The organism is Brevundimonas sp. SS2672 (assembly GCF_059579685.1).
In genome coordinates, this window is the sequence record NZ_CM184201.1 from 2428734 (window position 1) to 2453817 (window position 25084).

Below are 25084 nucleotides of genomic sequence, written 5' to 3' on the forward strand. Positions count from 1 at the left end.
CAGGCGCGAACGGCGGGATCAGGCGCGCAGCGTGGCTCCGCCGTCGACGTACAGGTCCGTCATGGTGATGTGGGCGGCCCGGTCGGACAGCAGGAAGACCACCGCCTCGGCGATGTCCTCGGGCGTCGCCAGCTTCTGCAGCGGAATGCCCGCCTTGAACGTCTCGGGCGAGCCGGCGATGACGCGGGCGGCGCCGTCCTCATCGGCCCACATGCCGGTCTGCATCGGGGTCAGGGTCGAGCCTGGGGCGACGATGTTGCAGCGAACGCCCTTCGGCCCCAGCTCCAGCCCCAGACAGCGGGTGAACATGGTCGCCGCCGCCTTGGACGCGGCATAGGCCGCCATCGCATGACGCGGTACGCCCGCCGCGTTCGAGCTGACGGTGACGAAAGCCCCTTTGCCCCGCTCGCCCATCCGGCGCGACGCCGCGCGGCCCAGATGGAAGACCCCGTCCGTATTGACGGCGAAGACGCGGCGCCATTCGGCGTCGGAGGTCTGATCCACCGTCACATTGGACAGGACGCCCGCCACGCTGGCGACGAGGTCGATCGGGCCGTCTTCGGCCTCGATGCGGTCGAACAGGGCCTCGACCGCCGCGCCGTCGGACACGTCCAGCGGCTCGACGCGCACGCCGTTCAGAAACGCCAGACCCGACAGGGCCGTCGACGGCAGGTCGGTGGCGACCACGCGCGCGCCCTCCTCGACCAGCAGGCGCACCACGGCGGCGCCGATGCCGCCGCCCGCGCCCGTGACCAGGGCCAGACGGCCGGACAGTCCGCTGTCTCTCATCGTGTCATATCCTCTGCGGCGGTCATGCGGGCGTCCAGAGCGGGGGCGATCAGGGCCGTCGCCGCCGGGCCGGTCAGTTGCGGGTGCAGGAAGGGAACCTCGACCACGTCCAGTTCGGCGGCGTAAGCGCGCCACAGGCCCGGCGTCAGGGCGCGCTCCTTATGATCCAGCGCCGCGCGGACGTGGGTGGTGCGGCCGCCGAAGGGCTGATGGTGGTGTTCACGCACCAGGCGGTTGGTGTCGAGCACCACGCGGATCACTCCGTCCAGCGCCGCCTCGGGCAGGCCGCCCAGGGCGCTGTCGCCCGCCTTCAGGAAGGCGAGGATGGCCTCACGGCTGCGCAGTTCGGGATACTGGGTCGGATCATATCCGGCGATGGCCAGAAGGGCGCGCAGGGCGTCGACGGGGTCCGGCTCAGGCTCGGCGCGCCAGCACTCGGCCGGATAGGAGTCCAGCATGGCCATCAGCCCGACCTTGACCCCGCGCCGCTCCAGCTCGACCGCCACCGCCTGGGCGATGATGCCGCCGACGGACCAACCCGCGATGTGGACCGGTCCTGGAGCGCCCAAGGCCAGAATATGATCGACATAGACCGACGCCAACGCGTCGATCCCATCCGGCAGGGCGTTATCGGGGTCCAACGCAGGCGACTGCACGCCCCACACCGTGCGGCGCGGCGACAGGGCGCGCGCCAGGGTGCGATAGCCCCACGACAGCCCCCCCGCCGGGTGGATCAGGAACAGCGGCGGCAGGGCCGCATCGCCCTCAGCCAGACGGATCAGCACGCCCAGCCCGTTGTCGAAGTCCAGCGCCTCGGCGTCGATCAGGGCGGCCAGTTCAGCCACGCGCGGCCGGTCGAACAGGGCGCCCAGCCCCGGATCGCGCCCCAGCCGCTCGCGGATCAACATCATCAGATGCACGGCCAGAAGGGAGTCGCCGCCCAGAGTGAAGAAGTCGTCGTCGGCGCCCGCCGGTTCGGCCCTGCCCAGCGTCTCGGCGAACAGTTCGGCGATGACCTTCTCGGTCGGCGTCTCGGCCGCCCGGCCTGCTGCGGCCTCGAACACCGGGGCGGGCAGCGCCTTGCGGTCCAGCTTGCCGTTGGAGGTCGTCGGCAGGGCGTCCAGCGCCACGATGGCGGCCGGGACCATGTAATCAGGCAGGCGCGCGGCCAGCTTCACCTTCAGGGCGGCGGGGTCATAGCCCTCGGCCGGGACCAGATAGGCGACCAGACGGCGTTCGCCCGGACGGTCTTCTCGGGCCAGCACCACCGTCTCACGCGCCAGACCGCTGGCGATGACGGCGGCTTCGATCTCGCCCAGTTCGATGCGCAGGCCGCGGATCTTCACCTGATGGTCGCTGCGGCCCAGATAGACCACGGCTCCGTCGGCCCGCCTGCGCGCCACGTCGCCGGTGCGATACAGACGCTGGCCCGGATGGTGCGGATCGGGGATGAAGCGGTCCTCGGTCAGGTCGGGCCGGTTCAGATAACCGCGCGCCAGCTGCACCCCGCCCAGATGCAGATGGCCGCCCATGCCGGGCGCCACCGGGCGCAGGCGCTCGTCCAGAATGACCAGCCGCGTGTTCCACACCGGCCAGCCGATGGGCATGGGCCGCGACGTATCATCCGGCCCGGCGGCCCAATAGCTGACGTCCACCGCCGCCTCGGTCGGGCCGTAGAGGTTGTGCAGTTCGGCGCTAACCGTCTGGTGGAACCGATCGCGCAGCTCGGCGGGCAGCTCCTCGCCGCTGCAGAAGACGTGGGCGACCGCGATGCCGTTGGCCGCCGGATCGGCCAGAAAAGCCGACAGCATGGAAGGGACGAAGTGCAGGTCGGTGATCGCATGGCGGCGGATCAGCTGGGCGATGGCCGCCGGATCGCGGTGCGCGCCGGGCGGGGCCACGACCAGTTCTCCGCCCGAAATCAGCGCCAGGAAGAACTCCCACACCGACACGTCGAAGGTGGCGGGCGTCTTCTGCAGGATGCGGGTCTGGGCGCCGATGCCGTATTCAGCCTGCATCCACAGCAGGCGGTTGACGATGGCCCGATGCTCGACCAGCACCCCCTTGGGATCGCCGGTCGACCCCGAGGTGTAGATGACATAGGCGGCGTCCTCGCCCTTGCGCGACGGCAGGCGCCGCCCCGTCCAGCGGCCAGTCGGCGGGCGCCAGCAGGGCCTCGCCGAACGCGCCGCCGATATCTTCATGCGCCAGCACGACGCTCGGCCCGGCGGCGCGGGCGATGGCGGCGATGCGCTCGGCCGGATGCTCCAGATCGAGCGGCAGATAGGCCCCGCCCGCCCGCAGAGTCGCGACGAGGGCGATGACCAGCTCCAGCGAACGCGGCAGGGCCACGGCGACGAGGCTCTCACGCCCCACGCCGCGCGCCGCCAGCGCCGAGGCCAGCGCCGCCGTGCGGCGGTCCAGTTCGACGTAGGTCAGGGTCTGCTCACCGAAGGTCAGGGCCGTGGCGTCCGGCGTCGCCTGCATGGCCGCCTCCAGCAGGGCGGTCAGCGTCGTGTCGGGGACCGGATGGGCGGTGGCGTTGAAGGCTTCGAGTTCGCGCGCGGCCTCGCCCGGCGTGGCGATGGGAACCTCGCCCAGCGTCTGGGCGTCCAGCGCGTTGGTCAGGAAGGCGGCCAGACGCTCTGCGTGGGCGGCGGCTTCGTCCAGCGTATAGAGGTCGGGGTTGGCGTCGACCTCCAGCGTCAGGGCCGGGGCGGCGTCGCCGCGGAAGGTGAAGCTGATGTCGTCGACCGGGCCGGTGCCCAGCACCTTCAGCGTGGTGTCCAGCCCGGCAAAGCGCGGCGGCAGGTCGAACGGCAGGACGTTGACCAGCGGCCCATACAGACGCCGCGCCCCGCCGATCAGGCCCAGATCGCGCCGCAGCTGCTCGCTGCGGTAGCGGCCGTGGCGGCGGGTCTTGATCAGGGCCTTGGAGGCGAGGATCAGCTGCTCGTCCAGCGGCGCGTCCTCGTCCAGCGTCAGGCGCAGCGGCGGGACATTCATGATCATGGCCGGCGTGCGCGCCGAGGCGCTGCCCATGCGGCCCATCCACGGCACGCCGATCACCGCCTCTTCCGCGCCCGAGAAACGGCGGACATAGGCGGCGCCGATGGCGGTCAGCACGTCGGGCCATGACAGGCGCCCGGCATCGGCGCGGGCGCGCAGGCGGGTCGTGACCTCAGGCGGCAGGGCGCGTTCGATGCGGTGGAATCGGTGGGCGGTCGTCGCCTTGCCGGGCGCCAGGGAGGCGACCTCGGGCGCGTCGCCCATGATCTCGCGCCAGTAAGCGGCGTCGGCCGTGCGTTTGTCGGAGGCGCGATAGGCGGCGTCTTCCTCCCACACCTTGGCGATGGGGTTGAAGACCGGGCCGGGCGCCGGGCCGCCGCCCGAGGCGTTGTAAAGCTCGGCGACGCGGTTGGTCAGCAGGGCCATGCCGAAGCCGTCGGTGGCCAGATGGTGGACGCGCAGGCTCCACAGGAAACGTTGCGCTCCCATGCGGAACAGGATGTTGGCGGCCAGCGGGTCGCGCGTCGGGTCCAGCGGCGTCTCGTGATCGCGGCGCATGGCGGCCATGGCCTCGGCGACCGGATCGGCGGCGGCGGACACGTCGACGATCTGCAACAGGGGACGATGGGTCGGATCGAGGGTCTGGAACACCTCGCCGTTCTTCTCGACGAAACGCAGCGACAGGGCCTCGGCCTCGGCGGCGGTCTGATCGACGGCGGCGCGGAAGGCCTCGACATCCAGATCGCCCCGGATGTCGAGATAGTGGGCCGTGTTGAAGATCGGATTGGCCGGGTCCAGCCTCTGGGCGAACCACAGGCCGGATTGGGCTTCCGTCAGCGGGTGTTCCAGCACCGCCGCCATGCGTCCGTCGTCCATGATACTGGCGTCAGGCGTCGTGACCGGCGGCGCGCAGGCGCGCCTGAACCACGCTCCACCAGCCTGCCAGCGTGGTGTGTTCGGCCAGTTCGCTGAACTCCAGCGGCACGGCCTCGCTCCACGCCAGCGACAGGTTGAGGGCGCGCAAGGAATCGACGCCCAGGTCCATCAGATTGTCGTCATCCAGAATGGAGTCCGGCGTTTCGTGCAGCACGGCGGCGACATCGGCGCGCATCCGCTCCAGCGTCAGGTCCTGCGGGGTCAGCTTGGTCATGTCAGTCGTTCCAGAACGCGCGCCGTCGAAAGGGCCACGGCGCAGGTGTCGGCGGCCCAGGCCACCGCGCCCATATGCTTGTCGCGCGAGAAGTCGCCAAGCGCATCGGCGACGAAGAAGGGTTCGATATCGCGCTGAAACGCCTCGGCCGCCGTCAACTGGCAGCCGATGTGGGCGTAGACGCCGCAGACGATCAGCTGGTCCCGCCCCCGCACGCGCATCAGCGTCTCGAGGTTGCTGCGCTGGAAGGCGCTGTAGCGGTGCTTGACCAGGGGGAAGTCGCCCGCCGCCGGGGCCAGTTCGGGCAGGATGTCTTCATGCTCAGGCGCGCGGCTCATGCCCGGCCCCCACAGGTCGGCCTGCAGGCCCCGGTCGCGGCGATCCTGATCGCCATGCTGGGCGGTGTAGAAGACCGGAACGCCCGCCGCACGCGCCGCCGCGATCAGGCGGGCGATGTTGGCGATCAGGCCCGGCAGAGGCTCGGCGCCCGGCGCATAGGGGCGCATGAAATAGCGCTGCATGTCGTGGACCAGCAGGGCGGCGCGATGGCGCTGCAACGTCCACTGGGCACGCGAGGCGGGGATCTCCGCCTCGGTCGGCAGGGCGTAGGCCGGGACGGTCGGCAGACCTTTAGAAGCGCTCACGCCTTGCCCTCCTCTTCCAGGATGCGCTGACGCAGGGCGGCGCGCAGTTCGCGGCGGCTGACCTTGCCCACGGCGGTCACGGCGAAGTCGTCGACGAAGACGATCTGGTCCGGCACCTTGAAGTCGGCGATGTCGCGCTTGCGCATCCAGGCCTTCAGCTCGACGCCGCGCGGCGCGGCGCCATCGGGGATGACGAAGGCACAGATGCGCTCGCCCAGATAGTCGTCGGGCACCGACACCACGGCGGCGTCGAACACGGCCGGATGGGCCAGCAGATGGTCCTCGACCTCCTCGGCCGAGATCTTCTCGCCCGCGCGGTTGATGTGGTCGGTGGTCCGGCCCATGACCACCAGATAGCCCTCGGGCGTGCGGCGCACCACGTCGCCGGTGCGATAGAAGCCGTCCTCGGTGAAGGACCGCGCATTGGCCGCCGGTTCGTTGTGATAGGCGCGGATCGTATAGGGCCCGCGCGTCAGCAGATTGCCCGGCTCGCCCTCGGCCACCGGCGCGCCTGCGTCGTCGACGATCAGGATTTCGTCGTCGGGGCTGATCGGTCGCCCCTGCGTCTCCACGATCAGGCTCTCGAAGTCGTCCAGCCGGGTGTAGTTGACCAGCCCCTCGGCCATGCCGAACACCTGCTGCAGGGTGCAGCCCAGCTCCGGGCGCACGCGACGCGCCGCCTCGGGCAGGAATTTCGCGCCGCCGACCAGCAGCACCTGAAGGCTGGACAGGTCGTGCGCCTTCCGGGCCGCCGCCTGCATCCACAGCAGGGCCAGAGGCGGCACCAGTCCGGTGATCGTCACGCCCTCGCGCTCGATCAGGGGGAAGCAGACGTCCGGCGACGGCGACGGCGCCATCACGACGGTCGCCCCGACATAGAGGGCGCCCAGATAGCCCGGCGAGCTCATCGGGAAGTTATGCGCGGCGGGCAGGGCCGTCAGGTAGACGCTCTCCGGCTCCAGCGCCGAGATGTCGGCGCTCTCGCGCACGCTGTAGAGATAGTCGTCGTGTGTGCGCGGGATCAGCTTGGACAGGCCGGTCGAGCCGCCCGAAATCTGCAGGAAGGCCACGTCGGACGGATCGGCGTCGTCCGTCGGCAGGGAGGCCGGATCGGCGCGGAAACCGTCGAAGGATGCGAACTCTTCCGCCTCGCCCACCACGACCACATGGCGCAGTTCAGGAACCTCGGCCTGAACGGCGCGGGCCAGGGCGCGGTAGTCGAAGCCTTCATGCCGGTCGGCCACGACGTAGGCCGATGCTTCAGCGCGCGTCAGGAAGTGGACAATCTCGGTCGAACGGTGCGCAGGCAGGGCATAGACGGGGATCAGCTTCGCCCGGAACAGGCCGAAGATCACGCTGAGGAACTCGGGCAGGTTCGGCAGTTGCACCACCACCCGGTCGCCCGGTTTCAGCCCCAGCGCCAGGAAACCGGCGGCGGCCGTCTCGGCCTTTTCCAGCAGTTCGCCGTAGGTCCAGCGCTGGTCCATGCCGACCACGGCGACGGCGTCAGGCTGCGCCTCCGCCCGGCTGCGCAGCAGTTGGGAGAATGTCTCGCCGCGCCAATAGCCCTTGGCCCGATAATGCGCCGCCATGTCGTCCGGCCAGACCTGTTGCAGGGGAATCATACGCTTGCCTCATCCACGCCCAGTGCGCGCAGAACGGCCTGGAACTTACCCGACGTCTCGTCCGCCTCGGCGGCGGGATCGGAGCCTTCGACAATGCCCGCCCCGGCATAGAGACGCGCCTGATCGCCGCACGTTTCGGCGCAGCGCAGCGAGACGTACCACGCGCCGTCGCCGAAGGCGTTGGTCCAGCCCACGGCCCCGGCATAGAAGCCCCGGTCATAGCCTTCAAGCGCGTGGATCATCTCGGCCGCCTGATCGCGCGGCGAGCCGCAGACGGCGGGCGTCGGATGCAGCAGGGCGGCCAGTTCCGCGGCGGAGGTTTCATCGGGGCGATGCAGCCGTCCCTCGATGCGGGTGCCCAGGTGCCACATGGTCCGGGTCGAGACCAGCGCCGGGCCGGGCGGCGCGCGCAGGTCGCTGCAGTAGGGCGCCAACAGGTCCATGATGGCCTCGACCACCAGGGCGTGTTCGCGGCGGTCCTTGTCCGAGGCCAGCAGGCCTTGCGCCGCCGCCTCGTCCTGCACCACGTCGGTGCTCCGGCGGGCCGATCCGGCCAGAGGATGAGAGAAGACGGCCGGGCCGCGCTTGGACGCCAGCAGTTCGGGCGTGGCGCCGACCAGACGGCGCATGGCCCCGCCAGCCCCCTCGCCCAGCGGCGTCAGGAAGCGCGCGGCGGTCGGGTCGGCCTTCAGGTCGCGCCACAGGGCGAAGGGATCGATCGCGCCGTCGCCCTGAACCTTCAGGCTGCGCGACAGCACCACCTTGTCGACCGGCTCGTCGCCGCCCTGAGAGGCGCGCATGGCCTCAAGCGCCTGCGTCACCGCCGCCTCATAGGCCGCACGCGAAGGTTCGGGCGTCAGGGCGCGGATCGAGGGGCGAAATGCGCTTGAGGGCATGTCCCAGATGCGGTTGGCGGCGCGCTCGGGCAGGAACAGGCAGTCGTCGGCGCTGCGGTCAAACGGCAGGGCGCCTACCAGCAGGCGCGGCGACGGCTCATCGGTTTCCGGGGCAACCGGCAGATCGGCGAAGAAGCCGCGCACGCGCGCGCCCAGGGTCGCCGCCGGCCCCGGCGTCAGACGCCGCTTCAGACCCGTGGTGAAGAGCCGCAGCTCGGGCGTGGTCAGTCCAAAAGCCCAGTCCATGTCGTCCTTCGGCGCGGCGGCCTCATGCCGTTCGGATGCGCCGCCGCCGATCTGAACCGACAGATCGGGCGCGCCCCAGAATTCCGCTACTCTCGACTCCATGCTGATCCCTGCTGCACTCAAGCTGTTGCATATCATTCGCAACAACCGGCCTATAGCGGAGCAACCTTCGCGTTGTCTTGCGGTGAGATTAATTCCAAGCCGGTCTGGTCGTTTCGCCGCAGAGGTTTAGAAGGGCGCTCATGCGAATGCTTGTCATTGACGATGATGCCCGAACCCGCGCCTTTGTGGCCGAAGGCCTGCGCCAGCAGGGGCATACCGTCGATGAGGCGGGCGACGGCGAAGCCGGTCTGCATATGGCGATGGAGGGCGACTACGACGCCATCGTCGCCGACCGCATGATGCCCGGCCTGCCCGGTCTGGAAGCGGTCCAGGCCATGCGCGCGGGCGGGCTGAAGACGCCGGTGCTGATGCTGACGGCGCTGGGCTCGGTCGACGACCGGGTGGCGGGGCTGAACGCGGGCGCCGACGACTATCTGGTCAAGCCCTTCGCCTTCAGCGAACTGAGCGCGCGTCTTCAGGCGCTGGTGCGCCGCCCCCCGCTGGCCGAGGCGACGACGCGGCATCGGGTGGCCGATCTGGAGGTCGACGTGACCGCCCACCGGGCGACCCGCGCGGGCCGGACGCTGGACCTGACCCCGCATGAGTTCAAACTGCTGGAGCGACTGGCCCGCAACGCCGGTCATGCGGTGACGCGCACCATGCTGCTGGAAAGCCTGTGGGGCTTCCACTTCGACCCGCGCGCCAATCTGATCGACGCCCACATCAGCCGCCTGCGGGCCAAGGTGGATCGCGGCTTCGATCAGGAGCTGATCCACACCATCCGGGGGGTGGGCTATGTCCTCAAGGCCTCGGACTGAGCCGAAACGCCCGTCGGTCTGGTCCACGGCCAGCCTGCGCTACGCCGCCGCCTTCTCGGCCCTGTTCGGCCTGGGCGCGGCGGTGATGATCGCGGGGGTGGACTACGGCCTGATGCGCTTCGCCGAGGCCGAGGTCCGCGACGGGCTGAACCATCAGATGGACGTCATGCGCGCCGACGCTGACCGGCACGGCACGGCCCAGCTGGTGCAGGAGTTGAACGCCGAGGCCCGCAACCGCGACGCCCGGCGCTATCTGCTGCTGGTCGAGGCGCCGGACGGCAGCACCTTCTCCAACGGCCTGACGCGGCTGGCGGTCAATGAGACGGGCTTCCGTCGCAACCTGCCCAACAAGGCGCGCCCCGCCCGCTGGCCCGACCAGACGCCGAACATGCTGGCGCTGAGCGCGCGGGCCTCCGACGGCGGCCTGTTGGCGGTCGGGCGCGATATCCAGCACCTGGACGAACTGCGCGGCGGCATCCGCCGCTGTGCCCTGATGAGCGGGATCGTCCTGATCCTGCTGGCCCTGGCCGGCGGCTGGTTCGCGGGACGGCTGTTCCTGCGACGGCTGGAGGACGTCAATCAGGCGGTCGGACGCATCATCGCCGGACAGGATTCGGCCCGCCTGCCCGCCGTCGGCCTGGGGCGCGAGTTCAACGAACTGTCGGCCAACCTCAACCGGATGCTGGACCGGCAGGAGGCGGCGTTGACGACGCTGAAGACCCTGTCCGAGGGCGTGGCCCATGAACTGCGCGCGCCGCTGAACCGGGTCCGCAATCGGCTGGAGGATCTGGCCGCCAATCTGGACGACGCCCAGGCGCGCGAGGCCGCCGTCGAACGCGCGCTGGAGGAGACGGACCAGGTCAGCGCCCTGTTCGAGGCCCTGCTGACCCTGGCGCGGATCGAGAGCGGCGACGCCGCCCTGAAGACCGAACGGCTGGATCTCGCGGCGCTGACCGGCGCCGTGGCCGACATCTACAGCCCCTTCGTCGAAGAGGCGGGCGGGCGGCTGACCGTCGGCCTCGCCCCTGCAGGAACGGTCGAGGCCGACCCTGCCCTTATCCAACAGGCCCTGGCCAATCTGATCGAGAACGCCGTCTTCCACGGCGGCGGGCGGATCGAGGTCTCGACGTCCAGCGAAGGCGGCCGGGCGGTCGTCCGCGTCGCCGATCAGGGGGCCGGCGTGCCGGAAGCCGAACGCGAGAAGATCCTGCGCCGCTTCTATCGCCTTGATCAGGGGGAGACCGGCCATGCCTCGGGCGCGGGGCTGGGCCTGGCCATGGTGGCGGCGGTGGCGCGGGCGCACGGCGGCGAACTGCGGCTGGACGACAACCGGCCTGGACTGGCGGTGGAGCTGTCGCTGCCGGTCACAATGGCCAAGCCCTAGTTGCAATTCGTTCTCAATTAGTCGATCAAGCCGCTCCTTTCCGTGCAAGAGCCGCTCATGACCTCCGCCACCACGACTGTCGCAGCCCCCGGCGGCGCCTTCAGCCTGAAGCCCCTGCTGTTCACCGCGGGCGTCGGCAGCATGTCGATGATGGCCTTCGTCGCCGTGGTCGGGCCGATGGCGCGGCTGCTGGGCCTGCAGCCCTGGCATGTCGGCGCGGCGGTGACGGCGGCGGGTCTGGCCTGGATGCTGATGGCCCGCTTCTGGGGCGCGCGCAGCGACGAGGTCGGACGGCGCAAGGTGCTGTTGATCGCCCTGGCCGGGTTCGCCGTCAGCTATGCGGCGCTGGGCCTGTTCATGAGCGCGGCCCTGGCCCTGGTTCCGGCGGCCATCGTCAGCTTCCTGGGCATGACGGCGGCGCGCACCGCCGCCGGGGCCTTCTACGCCGCCGTGCCGCCGATCTGCGCCGCCGTGGTCGCCGACCACACGGCGCCCCACGAGCGCGCTCGCGCCATGGGCGCCGTCGGCGCGGCCAGTTCGCTGGGCATCGTCTTCGGACCGGGTGCGGCGGGCCTGCTGGCCGGATGGAGCCTCAGCGCCTCCCTGATCATCATCTCCGCCCTGCCCGTCCTGGCCTTCATCGCCGTGTGGCGGTTCCTGCCCGCCGACGCGCCGCATGAGACCCGCAGGAAGTCGGCGCTGAAGCTGTCGGACGCGCGCATCCGCCGCGCCGTCGTCACCGCCTTCGCCGCCATGTGCGGCGTCGTCGTCTGCCAGGTGGTGGTCGGCTTCCTGGCTCTGGACCGCTTCGGCCTGTCGCCCAACGAGGCGGCGCGCACGGCGGGAATCGCCCTGGCCGTGGTCGGCGTGGTGCTGTTCTCGGCCCAGATGGTGCTGCGCCGGTTGAACTGGACGCCCTCGCGCTTCATCCGCATCGGCGGGAGCGTCGCCGCCGTCGGCTTCGTCGGCGCCGCCTTCGCCGCCACGCCGCTGCAACTGTGGGCCGCCTATGGCGTCATCGCGGCAGGCATGGGCTGGGTCTATCCCTCGCAATCGGCGCTGGCCGCCAATGCGGTCGAGGCCCATGAGCAAGGCGCCGCCGCCGGGGCCGTCGGGGCCGCGCAGGGACTGGGCGCCGTGCTGGGGCCGCTGGCCGGAACCTTGGCCTATCAGGCGGCGCACGGCGCGCCCTACGCCGTATCGGCGGTGATGATCCTGATCGCGGCGCTGTGGCCCGCCACGCGCGTTAAGGTCGGCTAAGCGCGTCAAGGTCGGCTTGCCCGACCTCGAACCCGGCGGACAGGGCGTCGGCCAGCCACCGGGTTCCGGCGTCGCCGTCAGAGCGTTCGTGCCAGACTAGGTGATAGTCGAACGGCCGCATCTCCTGCGGCGCCGGGAAGACGCGCAGGCCATGCGCGGCGGCGAAATGCTCGGCCGCCCGGCGCGGCAGCAGGGCCACCGCCTCGCTCGTCTGCAACAGATAGGGGACCAGGGCGAAGCTCTCGGCTCGCACCAGGACGCGGCGCTCGGCCATGTCCGGCAGGTCGTCCGCCACCCAGTCGCCGAAGCCGTCCCCGGCCGACGGCGCGACATGGGGCCACCGCAGCAGTTCGGCGTGCGTCGGCGTCGCCTGATGCACAGGATGGTCCGGCCGCGCCAGGCCCAGATGAGTCTCACGGAACAGCCAGCGCGACTTCAGCCCCGCGCCCTCGGGATTCCAGCCGGTCAGCACCAGATCCAGCCGCCCGTCCTCAAGCCGCCTCAGGCTGGCATCCGACAGAGGCTCGACGTCCAGCTCCACCCCGGCCGCCTCCTGAGCAATGCGCGCGATGGCGGGCGTCAGGACGCTGAGCAGGCCGAAGTCGGTGGAAGCCAGACGGAACACCCGCTTCATGCGTCCGAGATCCAGGTCGGGATCGCGCAGCAGGCTCTCCCCCGCCTCAAGCCAGGCGCGCAGGGGGCCGGACAAGGCCTCGGCGCGCGGCGTCGGCATCATGCCGCGCGGACCGCGCACCAGCAGGGGGTCGTCGAACTGATCGCGCAGCCGGGCCAGGATGCGGCTCATCGCCGGCTGGCCGATGCCCAGACGCTCGGCCGCGCGCGAGACGCTGCGCTGCTCGATCAGCACCTGAAGATGCTGAAGCAGGGTGAAATCGACGCGGTGGGGAAGTCGCCCCGACATATGGCCTCGCTGCATGACGCCCGGCGCGTCGTCCCCGGCTGTATTAAGAACGCCTCTTAATTGCAACACACTCGCCCTGTGGTTCGCGCCCCGTTTCTCGCCGCTTCCCGACGGCCGCGCCCTCATGCAGCCAGGCGAATAGGCCCCATGCCGAATCCGACATTGAGACAATATTGCGAATGATTATTAGGAGCGAGTCGCTCGCACGGTCGAGCTTTCCTCCCCTCCCCGGGCGCCTGGCGCCCGCCTAACGCACGCCTCTGGGGGCGCAGATGCACCTATCGAAACGCCGCATCGGGCTGGGCCTGATGACATCAACCCTTCTCGCCGCCTCGCCGGCTCTGGCCGAGACCGCCCTGCCGGACGCCTCCGGCGTCGATCCCCAGGCCACCTCGGTCGGCGACGTCATCGTCACGGCGTCAGGCACGGCCGTGGACGTCCGCAACGCCCCCGCCTCGGTCAGCGTCATCACCCGCGACGAGATCGAGCGCCAGCCGGTGCAGAGCCTGGGCGAACTGCTGGGCCGTCTGCCCGGCGTGACCGGCGGCGTCAGCCCGACCGGCGCCATGTCCAAGATCACCATCCGCGGCCTGCCGGACAACTACACCCTGGTGCTGGTCGACGGGCGTCGCGTCGGCAATTCGCGCGACATCAGCTATCGCCCCGACCTGGGCCGCCAGGACCTGAACTGGATCTCGCCCGACATGATCGAGCGTATCGAGGTGGTGCGCGGGCCGATGTCGTCCCTCTACGGCTCCGACGCCATGGGCGGGGTCATCAACATCATCACCCGCAAGATCGCCCCGACGTGGCGCGGCTCGGCCAACACCAGCTACACTTGGTCCGAGGATTCCGAACGCGGCGACGCCTATCAGCTGGGCGTCAACGTGGCCGGCCCCCTCACGGAAAACCTGGGCCTGCGCCTGGGCGCGACCTACGCCCGCACCAATCCGGACGAGGTGAACATCTCGAGCAACAACGGCGCGGGCGGCGTCGTCAACAAGAGCCTGAACGGCGTGCTGAACTGGGCGCCGGTCGAGAATCACAACTTCTCGTTCGAGGCCAACTACGGGGTGGAGGAGCCCCTGGCGCCCAAGCTGCTGGTGCCGAACCGCAACGGCGAACTGACGCCGCAGGGGGCCTTCGGCTCCGAGACCGAACGCACCAATTTCCGCGCCAGCCACGAGGGCGAATGGTCCTTCGGCAAGACGCGTCTGGACGTCTATCGCAACGCCTTCGAGAACAAGGCGATGGGCGAGTACGGCGGCTCCGGCGAGTTCGAGGAGTGGATCGTCGACGGCCTGTGGAACTTCGAGAAGAATTTCGTCTGGCTGCACAAGTTCGCCCTCGGCGCCCAGTATCGCCAGGAAGAGCTGACCAACACCGACACCATCGGCACGGTGCCGATCGACTATGACGGCAACGTCATTACCGGGGCCACGCTGAAGGGGGACACGGCGGCCATCTTCGCCGAGGACCAGATCACCCTGCGCGAGAACCTGCTCCTGACGCTCGGCGGCCGTCTGGACAGCCACGATAAATACGGCGAGCACTTCAGCCCGCGCGCCTATCTGGTCTGGCATCCGGCCGAGGCCTGGACCCTGCGCGGCGGCGTCTCCAAGGGCTTCCGCGCCCCGTCCCTGAAGGAAAACAGCGCCGGCGCCGCGACCAACTCGGGCGGCAACGGCTGCCGGGGTCTGATCGGCATGGCCGCCAAGGACAAGAACGGCGACCCGATCCTGGACGGAAACGGCAATCCGCTGATCTACACCTCGGGCAGTTGCTGGATGGCGGGCAATCCGAACCTCAAGCCCGAGGAAAGCACCAGCTACGAGTTCGGCTTCGCCTATGACGGCGCCGCCTACAGCTTCGCCGCCACCTATTTCCACACCGACTTCGAGAACAAGATCCAGTACGCGCCGCTGGGCTATTTCGAAGGCCGCTGGTGGACCAAGAACGAGAACGTCCAGCGCGCCCGCACCAAGGGCCTGGAACTCAGCGGTTCTGCGGCCCTGCCCTACGACCTGACCCTGCGCGGCAACGCCACCTGGATGATCGAGGCCAAGAACCTGGACACCGGGGCCAGCCTGATCACCACGCCGGAATGGTCGGGATACGCCTCGCTGGACTGGCGGGCCACGGACCGCCTGGGGCTCATGCTGTCGGCCCAGTACACCGGCGAACAACTCAGCGGCGGCTCGACCCTGACCAACGCCCGCACCGAGTTCGACCTGACCACCGCCTATGAGGCGTCCGACACGGTGACGCTGCGGGCCGGTGTCTCCAACCTCTTCAACGAGAAGGTCAGCGGCACCGCCGGCGACGGCTACTACTCGCCCGGCCGCCGCTTCTTCGTTGGCCTGACCACCCGCTTCTGATCCGGAGAAACTGCGATCATGACTACCCTGAGCAAATCCCTTCGCGGCGCCGCCCTCGGCGCCCTTCTGGCGGCTTCGGCCGTCGCCGTGCCGACCCTGGCTTCGGCCCAGGCCCTGTTCTCGGCGCCCGAGCGCCTGGACGGCGGCCAGGTCGGCTTCTCGTCCGGCGAGCGCGGCAAGCCCGTCCTGCCGGGCGGTCCGGTCGTGGCCAATGGCCGCGGCTTCCATCCGGGCCAGAGCATCGTCCTGATGTACGGCCAGACGCCGCTGTCGACCGGCCCGATCACGGCCAACGCCGAGGGCGGCTTCGAGGCGCGCCTGACGCTGCCGGCGAACGCCCAGCCCGGCAACCACCCGATCGTGGCGGTGTCGCAGTCGCCCTACAACGCCGTCCTGGCCGATCTGAAGATTTCGCCGAACGTGCCGCTATCGAATGAGGCGGCCTATCGGATCACCAGCATCCAGCCGACGCGCGGCCTGTACCAGACCGCCTATAGCGCCAAGCGCAACGCCGTCTTCGCCACCTCAGCCGTCGGCCGCCCGCCGGTGCGCCAGTCGGAGCTGCTGCGTCTGAACGCCGACACCCTGGCGGTCGAGGCCCGCGTCACCCCGGCCGCCGCGCCGGGCCGCACCGGCCGCGACGGCCAGCCCCAGGACGGCGGCGTCTTCGCCGTCTACGGCGTCGGCGTCGATGACGCCAACGACACCGTCTGGGTCTCCAACAGCCGCCAGAACACGGTGGCCGTCTATCGCCAGTCGGACCTGTCGCTGGTGCGCCAGTTCGAGCCGGGCACCGTCAACCACGCCCGTGACGTCGTCATCGACGAAGAGCACGGCAAGGCCTACGCCAGCGCCACCTTCGAGCCCGAGGTCGTGGTGTTCGACACCGCCGCCCTGACGGTCGCCAAGCGCATCAAGATCGACTCGACCGTGCGCGGCGAGACCTTCTCGGCCGCCAGCGTCTCCTATGATCGCGAGGCGCGCCGCCTGTACGTCGCCTCCAACTCGACCAATGAGGTCGCGGTCATCGACGCGGCGGCGGACACGGTGCTGAACGTCTTCCCCGTGCCCGGCGCGCGCAGCGTGATCGGCGTCTCGCACGATCCGCAGACCGACCGCATCTTCGTCGCGGCCCAGGGCACCGACAACCTGGTGGTGCTGAACGGTTCGGACGGTTCAGTCGTGGCCGACACCCCGGTCGGCGCGGGCGCCCTGAACGTGGTGTTCGAGCCGAAGTCGCGTCGCGCCTTCGTCAGCACCTTCGGCGCGGGCACGGTGACGGTGACGGATGTCGACGGCCGCATCGTCGCCAACCTGCCCGCCCCGCCGGTGGCGAACCACGTCTCGACCGACGGACGCGGCAACGTCTATGTCGCGGTCAAGTCCGGCTGGACCACGGACGGAAACGACTCCGTGCTGCGTATCCGCCCGGCGCGTTGATCCGAACAGCCCCGCGCCCGGCGCGGGGCTTTTTCTTGCCCCGTCGCCTAGCCTCGATAAGGCGCGGCGAACCGCAGCACGGCCGGCAGGGCCGCATAGGGCGTCGAGCCGTGATCCTCGTCCTCCAGCACCCGCAGGCTCGCCCCACGGGCCTCCAGATCGCGGGCGTTGGAGACCATGCGCCGGGCCAGGTGCGCGGGCGGCAGCCCGGCCATCTCCTCACGGGCGCCGACCGCGACCAGCAGATTCGCGCGCTCGGGCTGGGCGGCGACCACCGCCGGGTTCCACCAGATCGATGGGCTGATGGCGGCGTAGCGGGCGAAGGGCGCCCCGGCTGCTCGCGCCTCGAGGACGAAAAGGCCCGACATGGAATGACCCATCAGCACCGCCTGCGCGGGATCGGCGCCCAGGGCCGCCAGTTGCGGCAGCACCTCCGAACTCAGGCGCGCCAGCAGGGCCGCGCCGCGCGGCTCGGGCGCCTGGCCCTGCGGCCCCGGCGTGAAGGCGTAGGCGGCGACACGGTCGGTCACCCCCGACAACGACACCCCCGCCGTCATCATCGCATCCACCCGCGTCTTGGCCGAGCGCCGCAGCAGCCGTCCGGACACCTGGGCGGCCGTGTCGAAGAAGGCCTCCCCCTCCAGCAGCACCAGAACCGGCCAGCCGCCGGGCGGCCGTTCGCCCTGAGGCGTCGCCACCTGCACATCCACGGCGGGCGCGCCATCGACAGCGGGCAGGCGGATGGCGTAGGGCTGGGTCGTGTCGGGAGCCATGGCGTTCGGCGATGTGTCGGCAGGGGCGGGCGAGGTCAGCGTCATACGGCCACCCTAGCCTATCTGGCCATTGATATGTATTGCGACGCATTCTCTGAGTGGAGTTCGTGAATTGGCGAACGCTGAAAACGCCCTGCCCGAGGCGGTCGTCGCCTATTCCCGAAGCGTGCGGACCAAGCTGTTCGCCATCGCCGTTCTGGCCGTCATGGCTGTGGCGGCCCTGCTGCTCGACATCGCCACCGGCCCGTCGTCGATCTCGCCCCTGACGGTGCTGCAAGGGGTGTTCGATCCGTCCAGCCTGAGCACAGCCCAGCAGGCCATCGTCTGGCAGGTGCGCCTGCCCTACGCCCTGATGGCGATGATGGTCGGCGCGGCGCTGGCCCTGGCGGGCGCCGAGATGCAGACGGTGCTGAACAATCCGCTGGCCAGCCCCTTTACGCTGGGCGTCTCCTCGGCGGCGTCGTTTGGGGCGTCGCTGGCGATCGTGCTGGGTCTGGGATCGTCCTTCATCGGGGCGGACTGGCTGGTGCCGCTGAACGCCTTCGTCTTCGCCTTCGGTTCGGTGCTGGCGCTTCAGGCCCTGGCGCGGATGAAGGGGTCGGGCATCGAGAGCATCGTCCTGTTCGGCATCGCGCTCGTTTTCGCCTTCAACGCCCTGACGGCGCTGGTGCAGTTCCTGTCCTCGGCCGAGGCGCTGCAGCAACTGGTGTTCTGGACCATGGGATCGCTGTCGCGCGCGACCTGGAGCAATGTCGCGGCCCTGGCGGTCGTGCTGGTCGTGGTCACGCCCTTCTCTCTTCTGTCGTCGCGCGCCCTGACGGCGCTGCGGCTGGGCGAGGACCGGGCCATGAGCTTCGGCGTCGATGTGAAGCGGCTGCGCTTCCTGTCGCTGCTGCGGGTCAGCCTGCTGTCGGCGACGGCCGTGGCCTTCGTCGGCGCCATCGGCTTCATCGGCCTGGTCGGGCCGCACATCGCCCGCCTGCTGGTCGGCGAGGATCACCGCTACTTCCTGCCCGCCAGCGTGCTGGCCGGGGCGGTCATCATGTCGCTGGCCTCGGCGGCGTCCAAGATCATCGTGCCGGGCGTGCTGATGCCCGTCGGCATCGTCACCGCCGTGATCGGGGTGCCGGTCTTCCTGCTGCTGATCTTCCGCAACGGAGGCCGGGCATGAGCGAACTGTCGATCAGCGGCCTCGACGCCGGATACGGCGGCCAGCCCATCATCAGCGGCTTCAGCCTGCCGCCCCTGACCGCCGGTGAAGTGGTGTCGGTCGTCGGCCCCAACGGCGCGGGCAAGAGCACCCTGCTGCGCAGTCTAGCGGGGCTGATCCCGGCGCACGGCTCGATCCGTCTGGACGAGGCGGAGCTGACCCGGCTGTCGCTGGCCGACCGGGCCAAGCGCGTCACCTACATGCCGCAGACCCTGCCGCAGGGCGTGGCTCTGACGGTGTTGGAGACGGTGGTGGCCTCGATCCGCGCCACGCCCCTGCGCGGCGCCGTCTACACCGACGCCCAGGCGGCCGAACGCGCCTATGAGGTGCTGCAACGGATCAACGCCGAGGCGCTGGCCGGACAGCGGCTGGACCGACTGTCGGGCGGCCAGAAACAGCTGACGGGTCTGGCCCAGGCCCTGGCGCGCGAGCCGCGCCTGTTGCTGCTGGACGAGCCCACCAGCGCCCTGGACCTGCACTATCAGTTGCGCGTGCTGGACCTGGCGCGCGAGGCCGCGGCCGAACGGGGCATGACGGTGATGATCGTTTTGCACGACCTTCAGGCGGCGGCGCGCGTCTCGGACCGGATCGCCGTCATGGCCAAGGGACAGCTGGTCGCCTTCGGAACGCCGGACGAGGCGATCACGCCCGATATCCTGGCCGAGGTCTATCGCGTCTCGGCCCGCGTCCAGCGCTGCGACCGCGGCGCGCTGCAGGTCATGATCGACGACGTGCTGGGTTAAGGCTTCCCTCTCCCGATGGGAGAGGGCTTGAGCGCGCGGCGGCGCAGCCGTCGCTCTGGCGCGAAAGGGTGAGGGTTCCGTACTTGCCTTCGGCGTAAGCCGCAGCACCAGCTTCAGCACCACGGCCTTCGGCCGACTTCACCCGCGAACCCTCACCCTTTCGCCTTAGCCAATCGCTTCGCTCTTGGAGGCTCAAGCCCTCTCCCACCGGGAGAGGGCGACAAGCGTCTTTACGGACGGATCAGCGTCACCACGTCGCCGGTCGGGTCGACCGGGACCGGGGTGCCGGCCGGGGCGTTGCGCGGCAGGCCGCGCGCCTTGTTCGTGATGTAGACGGCGTTGGTGGCGCGATCGATGGCGATGGTCTGGGGGAAGGTGCCCGTCTCCAGGTTCGCCTTCACGGCATAAGTGTCCGAATCCAGCACCGTCACCGTGCCCGCCTGCCGGTTGGCGACGTAGATCTGCTTGACCGCGCCGTTGTACGCGACGCTCAGGGCGCCCGCGCCGGTGACGACCTTGTGGATCAGGGCGCCGGTGTCGGCGTTCAGAACCGTCAGCTCGCCCGACTTCTGATGCGCCACGAACAGGCGGCGGCCCTCGGAATCCACGGCGATATTGATCGCCGCGTCGGCGCCCGACGGCCATTGGCCGACGGTTTCGCCCGTGGCCAGATCGATGGCGGCGACTTCGTTGCTGCCCATGCCCGTGACATAGAGGCGGTTCGTCGACGCATCGAGCGCGGCGCCCATCAGGGTGCCGACCTGAACCGGGATGGTGCGTTCCAGGGTGTTGGTCGCCCCGTCGATGACCCAGACGAGGTTCGGCTTGGCGGCGTCGCCCGCTTCGCCGCCGACGTCGGTGATGTAGACCTTGTTGTTCGCCTCATCGACGACGACCTGGCGGACGTGGCCGCCGTTCTCGCCATTGCGGACCGAGCCGATCACTTCGCCCGTGCGGGCGTTGATGGCCGTGATCACGCCCGCGCGGGTGTCGGTGCCGTACAGGATCTGGGTGCGGGTGTTCAGATTCAGGCCGTAGAGCGGATTGGCCGAGACGTCGATCGAGGACTCCGGCTCCAGCGTCTGGCCTTGCAGGCGGATGATCTGCGCCTGGTTGGCGCCGCGCGGGCCGACGGCGGCGACATAGAGGTCGTTGTCGGCCGGGTTGAAGACGATCTCATACAGGCCGCCGTGCTCGACCTTGACGGTCTTCTCGATCGTCTGGGCGGAGGCGGTCGAAGCGATCGCCAGGGCGGCGAAGGCGGCGACGGTCATCAGGCCGTTGCGCAGGGTGGTCATGGCGATTCTCCGTGGTGAAATCATCAGGCGGCCGGGACCAGATCGGTCCAGTAGTCCCCGCGATAGGGGACGGCCAGGAAGTCCTTGTTGATCGTGTCCAGCGTCGCGCGCGGGTCCAGATCGGCGAACAGTTCGGGCTGGATCCACTTGGCCAGGACTTCGGTGGCGACGATGTCGATGGGCGAGTTGATCAGCTGGTGCGACAGGCCGTGCACCTTGCCCTCGCGCACCGCCTTCAGGGTCGACAGGCCGCGCCGCCCGGCCACGCGGCGCAACGAGGCGCGCGAGGTCTCCACGTCATATTTCGGGCCGACGACGAAGCCGCCGCTCTTCTCAAGGTGCGGGCCGCCGGTGGCGATGTAGATGTCGGGATCGCGCTCGACCACGAACTCCAGGTTCAGCTTGCCCGACGGCTGTTTCAACACCTCGGCGCCGATGTTGCGAGCGCCGACGAAGCTCAGATAGTCGCCGATGTTCCCGGCGCCCACCGAGTTGCAGCAGTCCGGCCCGTTGCCCGCGTGGGCTTCCAGGAAGACCGTCGGCTTCTGCGCATCCGTAAGACCCGCCACGCGGTCGGAGATGACCTTCAACCGGGCGGCGCGGAAGGCGTTGTAGGCCTGCGCCTGGTCCTCGCGGCCGATCATGGATCCCAACAGGGACAGGCTGCGCGACTGATTTTCAAACGGGTGCTGGAAGAAGTCGATATAGGCCACGCGCACGCCCGCCTGCTCCAACTGGGCGGTTTGGGCGTCGGTCGGGCCGGAATCCAGCGACACCAGGGCCACCTGCGGCTGGGCGCCCAGCACCGCCTCGACGTTGAAGGCGGCGGCCGAGCTCGGCGTCTTCGGCAAGGTCGCCAGCGCCGGCGACCTCTCCAGGTAGGCGGCGTAGATTTCGGGGCTGAGTCGGTTCACGTCGCCCGCCCAGGCCGCCAGCAGACTGACCGGATCGGGATGGATCAGCGACAGGGCGATCAGGAAGCGGCTGTCGTCGATCGACAGCTTCGTCACCGGCGGAGTGATCGCCAGCGGCCGGTCGCGCAGATCGGTCAGCAGGGAGGACGGCCCGGCCTGGTCGCGACGCGTGCAGGCGGCCGCCCCGGTCGCCATCAGGGCGGCGGCGCCCAGCAGCAGGGCCCGACGCCCCAACCTCACCTCGACCATCGGCCCGTTCTCCGCCCATTCATCAGCAACGCCAGCGGCGTTTCACGAGCGACGCTTAATGATAATCAGTGTCAGCTTCAATCGCTGATTTGTCGCAGCGGACGCACGACCATCCGCGGGCCCGTTTTCATGCTAGGGCTGCTTTCACCGCCCCGCCTCCGTCCCTTCCGCCCCTTGAGCAGAGACCCGCGCCATGAACATCCGCCCATTGGAAGACCGTCTGCACGTCTCGCCGCAGATCCAGCCCGAAGACGTGCCGACCGCCGCCGCCCAGGGCTATCGCGCCATCATCTCCAACCGCCCCGACGCCGAGGAGCCGGGCCAGCCGATGACCGAGGACATCCGCGCCGCCGCCGAGGCTGCGGGCCTGCCCTTCGTCCACATCCCCATTCGCGGCGGCGCCATGACGCCGGACGACGTGGCTCGTTTCAAGGCCGCCCTGGCGGACCTGCCCCACCCGATCCTCGGCTACTGCCGCTCGGGCACGCGCACCACCTATCTCTGGGCCCTGTCCCAGGCGGGCGAACGCCCGGCCGAGGAGATCATCACCCTGGCCGCCCAGGCCGGCTACGACGTCTCGCCTCTCGCCTCGCGCCTATAGAGCCCGCGAGGAAGCCGCGGCCTCAGTCCTGCTCCGGCGCCGTCAGCCGGGCGGGGTCGACGCGGTGGGTCACCATGCGGCGATGCAGGGTCGTGACCACCCCGCTGCCGGTCTTGACGCACAGGCCCGGAAACACCGCATGGACGAAGCAGGCCAAGGAGCCGACGAACATGGCCGCGCCGAACGAGGCGGCGACGCCCATATGCTCCACATAGCTCTCTCCGACCGAGGCCGGGTGATCGACGAACAGACGCTTGAACATGAACCCTCCGCTACAGACTGCGGAAGGTATTCCGATCACCGAAGAGAATCATTTCTGCCTGTTCCCCGAATTTGATGGCTCAGGAGAATAATATTCTCGCCTGCCCGCCCATCAGAGCGGAAGGGCCGTGGTGAACTTGATCTGTTCCATGGCGAAGCTGGAGGAGACGTCGTCCAGCGGGGCGATGGCGATCAGACGGCGATAGAAGCGGTCATAGGCGGCGATGTCCTTGACCAGCACCTTGAGCAGATAGTCGACGTCGCCGCTCATCCGGTAGAACTCCACCACTTCGGGCAGGGCGGCGGCCGCCTTGAACGCCTCCAGCCATTCGGCGTCGTGCCGGCGCGTCTTGACCGAGACGAAGACCACCAGAGGCAGGTCCAGCGCCTCGCGGTCCAGCAGGGCCACGCGCGCGGCGATGATCCCCGTGTCCTGAAGCCGCTTCACCCGTTTCCAGCACGGCGTCTGCGACAGGCCCACCCGCTCGGCCAGTTCGGCGATGGGAACGGTGGCGTCGTCCTGCAGTATGGCCAGCAGGCGGCGGTCGATGGCGTCCAGTGCGCTCATGTCACGGCCCTCCCCGGCCGACCACGCCGTCGTCTCAGGCCGTCAGGGCGCGCGGCAGTTTGAAGGTCACCGTCTCGCGGGCGCCGTCGTCCTCGGTCACCGTCACGTCGAAGCGCGTGCGCAGCGCCTCGATCACCCCCAGGACCAGCGGCTCGGGCGCCGAAGCCCCGGCGGTCAGACCGACCGTCTCGACCCCGTCGAACCAGCCCCAGTCCAGATCGCCCGCGTCATCGACCAGACGCGCGTCGCCTGCGCCGGCCTTCAGCGCCACATCCACCAGCCGCGCCGAGTTGGACGAGTTCTTCGATCCCACCACCAGCACCAGGCCGCAGCCCTCGCCCAGCCGCTTGACCGCCTCCTGACGGTTGGTGGTGGCGTAGCAGATGTCTTCCTTGTGCGGGTCGGGCAGTTCGGGGAAGCGCCGCTTCAGCGCCGCCAGAATCTCGGCCGTGTCGTCCACCGACAGCGTCGTCTGGGTGGCGTAGGCCAGCGGCTGGTCGCCGGGGCGCTGGAAGCCTTCCGCATCCTCGACCGTCTCGACCAGGCTGATGGCCCCGGCGGGCAGCTGGCCCATGGTGCCGACGACCTCGGGGTGGCCCGCGTGGCCGATCAGGATGACGTGGCGCCCTGCTGCGAAATTGCGCTCGGCCTCGACATGGACCTTGGACACCAGGGGACAGGTGGCGTCCAAAAACAGCATCTCGCGCGAACGCGCCGTCGCGGGCACCGACTTGGGCACCCCGTGAGCCGAGAAGACCACCGGACGGTCGTCCGGGCACTCGTCCAGCTCCTTGACGAAAACGGCGCCCAGGCCCTTCAGCCGGTCGACGACGTGGCGGTTGTGGACGATCTCATGCCTGACATAGACGGGGGCGCCGTATTTCTCGATCGCCCGCTCGACGATCTGGATGGCCCGATCCACCCCGGCGCAGAAGCCGCGCGGCGTCGCCATGCGGACGGACAGGGGCCGGCGTTGAAACTGCGAAGGGGGGACAAGCGCGTTCATGGGTGCGAACTTAAGGCTTTGCGCGCCGGATCGCCACCGGAAGTCCGCACGCCGTTTGCCGCGCCTCGCTTTAGCCGCTATCACCACCCAGCGTGGCCCGTTCGGGCGTCCGATCGGCCCCGCCTTCATCGACTGCCGGAAAGCTCCTGATGCGTCGCGTCCTGACCGCCCTCGCCGCCCTCTCCCTTACGGCCGCGCTGATCCCTCACGCCGCCGAGGCCCAGAGCGGACGCCCCCAGGGCGGCCAACAGGGCGGCCAGCAGGCTGAAAAGGCCCCGTCTCGCCCGATGCGTTTCGCGCCTCTGAGCCGCCGCGCCAACGCCGGCCCCTGCCCCTATGTGAAGATTCTCTACGACGCGGCTCGCTACGTCGAACTGTCGGATTATGAGCGCCCGACGACCACCGGCGTCGGCTTCACCGGCGAGATCGAGGGCGTCAGTTCCGACTGCGTCTACCGCGAAGACGATCCGATCCGCCTGGACATGAACCTGCTGTTCAGCCTGGGCAAGGGTCCGCAGGCCGAAGGCGACGCCCGCACCTATCGCTACTGGATCGCCGTGACCGAGCGGAACTCCGCCGTCCTGGCCAAGGAATATTTCGACCTGCCCGTGACCTTCGGCGGCGCCGACCGCACCCAGGCCGAGGCCAGCCAGACCATCGTCATCCCGCGCGCCGACGCCTCCACCAGCGGCGGCAATTTCGAAGTCCTCATCGGCTTCGACGTCACGCCCCAGATGGCCGAGTTCAACCGATCCGGCAGCCGATTCCGTCCGACTGCGGGCCAGCAGACCAACTAAG

General features: G+C 69.7%; 23 protein-coding genes. 9 read left to right on the top strand and 14 right to left on the bottom strand.

Annotation, left to right across the window (positions count from 1 at the left end):
* Positions 1 to 18 precede the first annotated feature (18 nt).
* From AC52GN_RS12320 to AC52GN_RS12350, 7 genes are read right to left on the bottom strand one after another with little or no spacing between them, the layout of a single operon-like run.
* The gene (locus AC52GN_RS12320; RefSeq protein ID WP_313573743.1) at positions 19 to 789 is read right to left on the bottom strand and encodes a 2,3-dihydro-2,3-dihydroxybenzoate dehydrogenase; all 771 of its coding nucleotides are present in this window, start codon (positions 787 to 789) and stop codon (positions 19 to 21) included.
* Positions 786 to 2885: an alpha/beta fold hydrolase gene (locus tag AC52GN_RS12325; protein WP_496528809.1), complete on the bottom strand. Its 2100-nt coding sequence runs from the start codon at positions 2883 to 2885 to the stop codon at positions 786 to 788. Before AC52GN_RS12325 ends, AC52GN_RS12320 begins: the two co-directional genes overlap by 4 nt.
* Positions 2797 to 4674, bottom strand: a complete 1878-nt coding sequence (locus tag AC52GN_RS12330; RefSeq protein WP_496527271.1) for a condensation domain-containing protein — start codon at positions 4672 to 4674, stop codon at positions 2797 to 2799. Before AC52GN_RS12330 ends, AC52GN_RS12325 begins: the two co-directional genes overlap by 89 nt.
* Before the next feature lie 10 nt (positions 4675 to 4684).
* A complete protein-coding gene (locus AC52GN_RS12335) occupies positions 4685 to 4948 on the bottom strand; it encodes a phosphopantetheine-binding protein (RefSeq protein ID WP_024353927.1) in 264 nt (87 codons plus the stop codon).
* Positions 4945 to 5592: an isochorismatase family protein gene (locus tag AC52GN_RS12340; protein WP_496527272.1), complete on the bottom strand. Its 648-nt coding sequence runs from the start codon at positions 5590 to 5592 to the stop codon at positions 4945 to 4947. The genes AC52GN_RS12335 and AC52GN_RS12340 overlap by 4 nt, the downstream gene beginning before the upstream one ends.
* On the bottom strand, positions 5589 to 7217 hold the full coding sequence (locus tag AC52GN_RS12345) for a (2,3-dihydroxybenzoyl)adenylate synthase (protein WP_496527273.1): 1629 nt from the start codon (positions 7215 to 7217) through the stop codon (positions 5589 to 5591). Before AC52GN_RS12345 ends, AC52GN_RS12340 begins: the two co-directional genes overlap by 4 nt.
* Positions 7214 to 8461 carry an isochorismate synthase gene (locus AC52GN_RS12350; protein WP_496527274.1) on the bottom strand — a complete coding sequence of 416 codons (1248 nt, stop codon included), beginning with the start codon at positions 8459 to 8461 and terminating at the stop codon, positions 7214 to 7216. Before AC52GN_RS12350 ends, AC52GN_RS12345 begins: the two co-directional genes overlap by 4 nt.
* 140 nt (positions 8462 to 8601) lie before the next feature.
* Here AC52GN_RS12350 and AC52GN_RS12355 point away from each other — a divergent pair, with 140 nt between their 5' ends.
* The 3 genes from AC52GN_RS12355 to AC52GN_RS12365 are packed head-to-tail and all read left to right on the top strand — an operon-like array spanning position 8602 to position 11923.
* The gene (locus AC52GN_RS12355) at positions 8602 to 9279 is read left to right on the top strand and encodes a response regulator (protein ID WP_496527275.1); all 678 of its coding nucleotides are present in this window, start codon (positions 8602 to 8604) and stop codon (positions 9277 to 9279) included.
* Complete coding sequence (locus AC52GN_RS12360) at positions 9257 to 10663, top strand: sensor histidine kinase (protein ID WP_496527276.1); 1407 nt, start codon at positions 9257 to 9259, stop codon at positions 10661 to 10663. The genes AC52GN_RS12355 and AC52GN_RS12360 overlap by 23 nt, the downstream gene beginning before the upstream one ends.
* Positions 10664 to 10720: 57 nt before the next feature.
* Positions 10721 to 11923: an MFS transporter gene (locus AC52GN_RS12365; RefSeq protein ID WP_496527277.1), complete on the top strand. Its 1203-nt coding sequence runs from the start codon at positions 10721 to 10723 to the stop codon at positions 11921 to 11923.
* On the opposite strand, the gene AC52GN_RS12370 is transcribed toward AC52GN_RS12365, so the two are convergent.
* Entirely contained in the window at positions 11910 to 12845 is a 936-nt protein-coding gene (locus AC52GN_RS12370; protein ID WP_496527278.1) for a LysR family transcriptional regulator, read from the bottom strand. The genes AC52GN_RS12365 and AC52GN_RS12370 overlap by 14 nt on opposite strands.
* A gap of 308 nt (positions 12846 to 13153) precedes the next feature.
* On the opposite strand from AC52GN_RS12370, the gene AC52GN_RS12375 reads away from it, so the two are divergent.
* Together AC52GN_RS12375 and AC52GN_RS12380 are read left to right on the top strand one after the other, a co-directional pair.
* Positions 13154 to 15223, top strand: a complete 2070-nt coding sequence (locus tag AC52GN_RS12375; protein WP_496527279.1) for a TonB-dependent receptor domain-containing protein — start codon at positions 13154 to 13156, stop codon at positions 15221 to 15223.
* Between the two features lie 18 nt (positions 15224 to 15241).
* Positions 15242 to 16663, top strand: coding sequence for a YncE family protein (locus AC52GN_RS12380; protein ID WP_496527280.1), 1422 nt, complete (start codon positions 15242 to 15244; stop codon positions 16661 to 16663).
* 47 nt (positions 16664 to 16710) lie between these two features.
* Here the strand turns inward: AC52GN_RS12380 and AC52GN_RS12385 are convergent, their stop codons facing one another.
* Positions 16711 to 17481, bottom strand: coding sequence for an alpha/beta hydrolase (locus tag AC52GN_RS12385; RefSeq protein WP_496527281.1), 771 nt, complete (start codon positions 17479 to 17481; stop codon positions 16711 to 16713).
* A 67-nt stretch (positions 17482 to 17548) separates the two neighbouring features.
* On the opposite strand from AC52GN_RS12385, the gene AC52GN_RS12390 reads away from it, so the two are divergent.
* Both AC52GN_RS12390 and AC52GN_RS12395 read left to right on the top strand, forming a co-directional pair.
* Positions 17549 to 18607 (top strand): FecCD family ABC transporter permease, encoded by a 1059-nt coding sequence (locus AC52GN_RS12390; RefSeq protein ID WP_496527282.1) that lies wholly within the window; start codon positions 17549 to 17551, stop codon positions 18605 to 18607.
* On the top strand, positions 18604 to 19389 hold the full coding sequence (locus AC52GN_RS12395; protein ID WP_496527283.1) for an ABC transporter ATP-binding protein: 786 nt from the start codon (positions 18604 to 18606) through the stop codon (positions 19387 to 19389). The genes AC52GN_RS12390 and AC52GN_RS12395 overlap by 4 nt, the downstream gene beginning before the upstream one ends.
* Before the next feature lie 230 nt (positions 19390 to 19619).
* Here AC52GN_RS12395 and AC52GN_RS12400 read toward each other — a convergent pair whose 3' ends face one another.
* Both AC52GN_RS12400 and AC52GN_RS12405 read right to left on the bottom strand, forming a co-directional pair.
* Positions 19620 to 20687, bottom strand: coding sequence for a YncE family protein (locus AC52GN_RS12400; protein WP_496527284.1), 1068 nt, complete (start codon positions 20685 to 20687; stop codon positions 19620 to 19622).
* Between the two features lie 23 nt (positions 20688 to 20710).
* A complete protein-coding gene (locus AC52GN_RS12405; RefSeq protein ID WP_496527285.1) occupies positions 20711 to 21850 on the bottom strand; it encodes an ABC transporter substrate-binding protein in 1140 nt (379 codons plus the stop codon).
* A 193-nt stretch (positions 21851 to 22043) separates the two neighbouring features.
* Here AC52GN_RS12405 and AC52GN_RS12410 point away from each other — a divergent pair, with 193 nt between their 5' ends.
* Positions 22044 to 22451 carry a protein tyrosine phosphatase family protein gene (locus AC52GN_RS12410; RefSeq protein WP_312219630.1) on the top strand — a complete coding sequence of 136 codons (408 nt, stop codon included), beginning with the start codon at positions 22044 to 22046 and terminating at the stop codon, positions 22449 to 22451.
* A 22-nt stretch (positions 22452 to 22473) separates the two neighbouring features.
* On the opposite strand, the gene AC52GN_RS12415 is transcribed toward AC52GN_RS12410, so the two are convergent.
* The 3 genes from AC52GN_RS12415 to ispH all read right to left on the bottom strand — a co-directional run bounded on the left by AC52GN_RS12415 (position 22474) and on the right by ispH (position 24286).
* Positions 22474 to 22713 carry a DUF6356 family protein gene (locus AC52GN_RS12415; RefSeq protein WP_312219631.1) on the bottom strand — a complete coding sequence of 80 codons (240 nt, stop codon included), beginning with the start codon at positions 22711 to 22713 and terminating at the stop codon, positions 22474 to 22476.
* 111 nt (positions 22714 to 22824) lie between these two features.
* Entirely contained in the window at positions 22825 to 23280 is a 456-nt protein-coding gene (locus AC52GN_RS12420) for an Lrp/AsnC family transcriptional regulator (RefSeq protein ID WP_291777607.1), read from the bottom strand.
* Between the two features lie 34 nt (positions 23281 to 23314).
* Positions 23315 to 24286, bottom strand: a complete 972-nt coding sequence (ispH, locus tag AC52GN_RS12425) for a 4-hydroxy-3-methylbut-2-enyl diphosphate reductase (protein WP_496527286.1) — start codon at positions 24284 to 24286, stop codon at positions 23315 to 23317.
* Between the two features lie 149 nt (positions 24287 to 24435).
* Here ispH and AC52GN_RS12430 point away from each other — a divergent pair, with 149 nt between their 5' ends.
* Entirely contained in the window at positions 24436 to 25083 is a 648-nt protein-coding gene (locus AC52GN_RS12430) for a Tat pathway signal sequence domain protein (protein WP_291777603.1), read from the top strand.
* The last annotated feature ends 1 nt before the right edge of the window (position 25084 follow it).

Bases quoted from the DNA above. Each gene is read 5' to 3' on its own strand.
- AC52GN_RS12360 (WP_496527276.1), top strand. From the start codon at position 9,257: ATGTCCTCAAGGCCTCGGACTGAGCCGAAACGCCCGTCGGTCTGGTCC.
- AC52GN_RS12385 (WP_496527281.1), bottom strand. From the start codon at position 17,481: ATGACGCTGACCTCGCCCGCCCCTGCCGACACATCGCCGAACGCCATG.
- AC52GN_RS12350 (WP_496527274.1), bottom strand. From the start codon at position 8,461: ATGGAGTCGAGAGTAGCGGAATTCTGGGGCGCGCCCGATCTGTCGGTT.
- AC52GN_RS12380 (WP_496527280.1), top strand. From the start codon at position 15,242: ATGACTACCCTGAGCAAATCCCTTCGCGGCGCCGCCCTCGGCGCCCTT.
- AC52GN_RS12400 (WP_496527284.1), bottom strand. From the start codon at position 20,687: ATGACCACCCTGCGCAACGGCCTGATGACCGTCGCCGCCTTCGCCGCC.
- AC52GN_RS12355 (WP_496527275.1), top strand. From the start codon at position 8,602: ATGCGAATGCTTGTCATTGACGATGATGCCCGAACCCGCGCCTTTGTG.
- ispH (WP_496527286.1), bottom strand. From the start codon at position 24,286: ATGAACGCGCTTGTCCCCCCTTCGCAGTTTCAACGCCGGCCCCTGTCC.
- AC52GN_RS12345 (WP_496527273.1), bottom strand. From the start codon at position 7,217: ATGATTCCCCTGCAACAGGTCTGGCCGGACGACATGGCGGCGCATTAT.
- AC52GN_RS12330 (WP_496527271.1), bottom strand. From the start codon at position 4,674: ATGGACGACGGACGCATGGCGGCGGTGCTGGAACACCCGCTGACGGAA.
- AC52GN_RS12375 (WP_496527279.1), top strand. From the start codon at position 13,154: ATGACATCAACCCTTCTCGCCGCCTCGCCGGCTCTGGCCGAGACCGCC.
- AC52GN_RS12395 (WP_496527283.1), top strand. From the start codon at position 18,604: ATGAGCGAACTGTCGATCAGCGGCCTCGACGCCGGATACGGCGGCCAG.
- AC52GN_RS12405 (WP_496527285.1), bottom strand. From the start codon at position 21,850: ATGGTCGAGGTGAGGTTGGGGCGTCGGGCCCTGCTGCTGGGCGCCGCC.
- AC52GN_RS12320 (WP_313573743.1), bottom strand. From the start codon at position 789: ATGAGAGACAGCGGACTGTCCGGCCGTCTGGCCCTGGTCACGGGCGCG.
- AC52GN_RS12430 (WP_291777603.1), top strand. From the start codon at position 24,436: ATGCGTCGCGTCCTGACCGCCCTCGCCGCCCTCTCCCTTACGGCCGCG.
- AC52GN_RS12335 (WP_024353927.1), bottom strand. From the start codon at position 4,948: ATGACCAAGCTGACCCCGCAGGACCTGACGCTGGAGCGGATGCGCGCC.
- AC52GN_RS12365 (WP_496527277.1), top strand. From the start codon at position 10,721: ATGACCTCCGCCACCACGACTGTCGCAGCCCCCGGCGGCGCCTTCAGC.
- AC52GN_RS12420 (WP_291777607.1), bottom strand. From the start codon at position 23,280: ATGAGCGCACTGGACGCCATCGACCGCCGCCTGCTGGCCATACTGCAG.
- AC52GN_RS12370 (WP_496527278.1), bottom strand. From the start codon at position 12,845: ATGTCGGGGCGACTTCCCCACCGCGTCGATTTCACCCTGCTTCAGCAT.
- AC52GN_RS12410 (WP_312219630.1), top strand. From the start codon at position 22,044: ATGAACATCCGCCCATTGGAAGACCGTCTGCACGTCTCGCCGCAGATC.
- AC52GN_RS12415 (WP_312219631.1), bottom strand. From the start codon at position 22,713: ATGTTCAAGCGTCTGTTCGTCGATCACCCGGCCTCGGTCGGAGAGAGC.